At 30.7% G+C, this 4753-nt stretch carries 2 protein-coding genes; both read left to right on the forward strand.

Annotated features, from left to right (window positions below; translation table 11 throughout):
- On the forward strand, nt 1–3525 hold a 3525-nt coding region (locus PLA12_14365), incomplete at its 5' end, for a hypothetical protein (protein HOQ33673.1).
- 620 nt (nt 3526–4145) lie between these two features.
- On the forward strand, nt 4146–4753 hold a 608-nt coding region (locus tag PLA12_14370), incomplete at its 3' end, for an MCP four helix bundle domain-containing protein (protein ID HOQ33674.1).

Genomic DNA, 4753 nt, shown 5'->3' on the forward strand with positions numbered 1-4753 from the left:
TGTTTTATTCTTCTTTACTTTCTTGTAGCCTGTCAATCTTTTTCTTTAAACTGGTTCAAAAAAGAGAGTAAAAAATCACCTACTTACTCCATTTCAGATTTTACAACCCCCGTTTTATGGGGAAAACCGTTGGAATATGGGTCTTTAAGAATTTTAGCAATTGCTCCCCATTATTGTTCCCTTGACTTTATAGAATTGGAAAAACGACTGGATTGTTATGTCCAATTAATAACAACAGAAGATGCTTCTCATTTAGGTTGTGATCCCCTGTGGGGAATGTGGTGTAAGGAGGAAAACAAAAGTGAAAATATTATTAAGCAAATTAGAGATGATATCGAAAAAAAGTGGGACTTAATTATTCTTGCAGGTATTGATTTGAACATCCTTCCAAAGGAAATTTATGAATTAATCATTAGTAAAACTTCAAAAGGATGCGGTTTCCTTATAATTCCGTCTATACCTTTAACACCTAATCCACCTCATCCGATAGTAGAATTTATTAACACTTTAGAATCCCATATAGAACCTTCGGAACGATGGGCGAATTTATTCACAGGAGGGGATAATAGTAGAGATGATATTTTGAATAGTATCAAGGTTATATGTGCTGAATTTGAAAAAGGGAAGATTGTTTTTATCCAAAATTATTTAAATGGGGTATTAAATCATGCCCTTTTACCTGAAAAAGCAGTTACAGAGGAGATGAGTTATTTAGAGAACGCATGGGCAGGTATTATTTCGTTAATTCTCTGGATTAGTGGCGTATCCCAGGATTGCAAAATAATCAATATCTCTGATGCAAAACCTGCGGGTCCTATTGAAGAGGAAATACCTCCCGAACTTCCCATGATGGTTATTCAAAATTTAAACCAATCTTTATTAGGTCCCGGAACTTATCCCTTTTATATTGAATTAGAAAGAAAGGAAAAACAAAAAATAGATGAGATAAAAATTCAAATACGCAGAGAAAACGAATTTTTCTCATACCAGCAGTATGAATTTAAGCCTAATATTCAAAAAAAAGGAAGAATTTTTACGCAGATAGAATTGCCTGTGGGAGCAGGAAACTATTTTTTTGATATTTGGCTTATCCGTAAAAAGAAAGTACTGGATTTCTTTTCAAAAAGATTTACATTTAAATCCTGGCCTGATATTTCTTCAGTAGAACCCAATAAAAATTTTGTTTTTCCTAATGACTCTATTACCCTCAAAGTTAATGTTCCACCTAATATAATGGAAAGCAGAGAAGGAACTGTTGTCGTTCAAGGATTTGATACTTATTCCTATTTAACAGGAACAGATGGGAGTTTCATTTGTGAAAAAAACCAACCTATCTCAGGAAAAGGGGGAGAGGTTCGCATAACATTGAATTTTGCTGACCTCACCGGAAATTACTTAAAAATAAATATATGGGGAATACCCGTTCGAATAACTTCTTTAGGAACCAATTATTCTAACTTATTCTCTTATTATTCTCTTTTTATTCCTGTTCAAAAAAAAATATTTAATAGAGGATGGAAAGATTTTGTTCAACTTAATAATATTCGAGAATACAATCAATTACAAATAGCAAAATTTTTAATGGGCAATTTTAATTGTGGAAATTATCTTTCTTTAGAACAGTATAAGCTCCCGGGAATTACAAAACTTTATCAACCCTGTATCGTTCAGATTGCAGAAGAAACCGTTTCTAACGCAATGAATAAAACTCAGAGAGAGCCCTGCATAAATGATGAAAATTATTTGAAAAAAGTTAAAGATAATTTAAATCAGCTGCTAACTTATCCATCAATACCAACGCCTTACGCTATTTCATTGGGTATGAATAATTGTTTGGTGCAAACAGAAGAATGGGTCTGTTTTTGCGAAAACTGTATAAACAAATTTTTAGAGTTTTGTCATTTATATGAATATTTAGAAAACATACCCGAATTAACAGAAAGATTCAATTCGGAAAATATTGAATTGTTAAGAGAGAGTATTATAAATAAAAATTTCCCTGCTTATTTATCCTTTTATAGGAAGTTTATGGAGGACAGTTTGATAAATTTCGAAGCTGACATCAAAAACAAATTAAAACCCTTATTCCCTAATATTCCTATGGGTTTTAGATACTACAATAGAAAAGACAATAGAAATGATATTGATTGGATTGAATATGTTAATTCTATGGACTGGGTTGTTCTGGAACCTGAACCTTTTAACTTTGCACTTGTTCCTTATATTAAATCAAAAGGAAAAAACTTCTGGGTATGTATTGATTTTGCGGATTCCCAACAAACACATCCGGGAATAATATGGAATTATTGGAATGCTGTAGTTAATCAAGCCAATGGAGTATGGCTAAAAAATGTAAATGGAGATATTTATAATTCATTTCCCATCAAATTATTTGATAAGTATGGAAATATAACACCTGAAGTAAGTTCTCTTTTTCATGTATCTGAACAACTTAAAGGAGGTATAAAAGATTTCATCCTGCAATTACAACCTGATTTTAATGAAGAAGTGGGTATTTACTTATCGCCGGAAAACCTTTTTTTAACAAAGGATATTCCAGAATTCCGTCATAAAGATTCTTTTACTCATTTTGTGCGACTATTAAATGGATATGGAATTAATCCAGTAGTTGTTACAAAAGAGGATATTTCAAAAAATAGACAGATAAAGGTTTTAGTTCTACCTTGTTGTCTATGGCTATCAGAGGAAGAGATAGAAAATTTATCTGACTTTTTAATCAATGGGACAATTATTGCAGATATATCTCCGGGTATTGTTAGTGATAATGATTTAACAAGGGATTTGCAGGAAGTAATGAATAATCGGGATATTCGGAAAGACAGGATTAAAAATGATAAAGTTTTTGTATTGAATAAGACCTTATCTAAAAATATAGAACTTGAACCTTTAGAAGATTTGAAGAAGGAAATAGAATTTATAAAGGACATATTGAAAAAAAGGGAAATCCATAGTCCTTTTTTAAATGAAAATGAGTGGATAGATGGTAAATTTTATTCCTTTAATGAAAAAAGATTTATAACTTGGTTCCCTAATATAAAGCCAGTTTCAGTGAATAATGAGTGTAAGATTAACTCTGAATTATTCAAAGAAAAAGAAATATGGGATATTTTTAATGGAAAAAAGATTAAATCAAAAAAGAGTATCCCATTGAATATACATAATTCCAACCCATTCTTTATTTCTGTTAATCCCTATTTATTAAAAGAAATTAAACTTACTGTTCCGGAAATTATAGAATCTGGAAAACATCTACCTATTAAAATTGAATTAAAACAAAAAGGAAAAGAAAAAATATTTTTTGACCACTGGGTAAACATTGAGTTAAAAACAAAAGGTGATAAAAAAGGCATTGTAATCAATCCACAGATTGTTCAAACAAATAGAGAAGGTAAAGGGGAAACCTATATTGCTATACCTAAAAATCAGCTTGTAGGATGGTATGTTGTGGTAGCAAAAGAGATAACAACCGGAATTACAGTGGAAAAAACGATTAAAATACATTAATTAGATTGTTCCTCGTGCTCGCATGTGAAAATAAATGGGACAAAAGGGAAGAATGGGACAGATGGGACAAAACAAGGTCTTCCACTATCCTCTGTACGCTTGTGAACATATGGGACAAAAGGGAAGAATGGGACAGATGGGACAAAACAAGGTCTTCCACTATCCTCTGTACGCTTGTGAACATATGGGACAAATGGGACGAAATATAGTCTTTAGATATCCTCTGCAAGCTTACAGACAAATGGGAAGAAAATTTGTTGTAGCATAGATACTTTTATATGATAAAAAATGAGATGGACAGGGTAAATGGCAAAAGTGCTTCATTGAAACATTATTGACGAAAATTAATAACCTTTTTATATATTATGTAATAAATATATTTAAAATATTTAAAAGTTTTAAAATATTTAAAATATAATTTAATATTATATTATACTTTATAATTATTTAAATAAAATTCTTTTATCTTCGTAAATAAACAAATAAATAAGTATATTTATACTTAATATTTTAGATAATCTTAATAAATTAAATTTAATTTTACTTTTAAGCATAAAAGTGTTTATAATATAATTTAGTGTTCAATTTAAACTTTTAACCTTAAAAGAAGGAATTAGGTTATGAAAAAGCAAATGACTATCGGAAAAAGATTGCTCATGGGATTAAGCTTTTCAGTGATTATTTCGATTTTGCTCGGGATTATTGCAGTTTATTCCCTAAACAGGGTCAATGTAGGATTGGAAAAAATTGCAAAACGAGCTCTCCCTTTTACGAGAGACCTTTTAGAGGTCCGAATGTATTTTACAAGAATAGACGCCTATGAAAATGCTTTATTGAGTTTAGATATATCATCAAAAGAACGGGATGAAAGAATAAAACAGTCTGAAGAAGATAAAAAGGCAATTGACCAACTTTTCACAAATATAGAAGGTCTGGAAAAAACAGAACAGGAAAAGAAGATGTGGGAAGATTTCAAATCTGCATTTGCTCTCTGGTGGCAAGACCATGAAAAATATGTAGAATTTGTTAAAGAATTTCAAAATTATGATTTAAAAAATCCGGCGGAATTACAGAGAGATTTGAGGCAATTTATTGGAGACCATTATAAATTACTTAATGCGGTTCGAGATTATATATTGACAGGTAAAGATTTTCAAGGGGGAGATGACCATACTGCGTGTAATTTTGGAAAATGGCTTTCTACATTCAAGTCAAATAATACAGAAAT

The organism is Candidatus Hydrogenedens sp., assembly GCA_035378955.1.
Classification (GTDB): Bacteria; Hydrogenedentota; Hydrogenedentia; order Hydrogenedentales; family Hydrogenedentaceae; genus Hydrogenedens.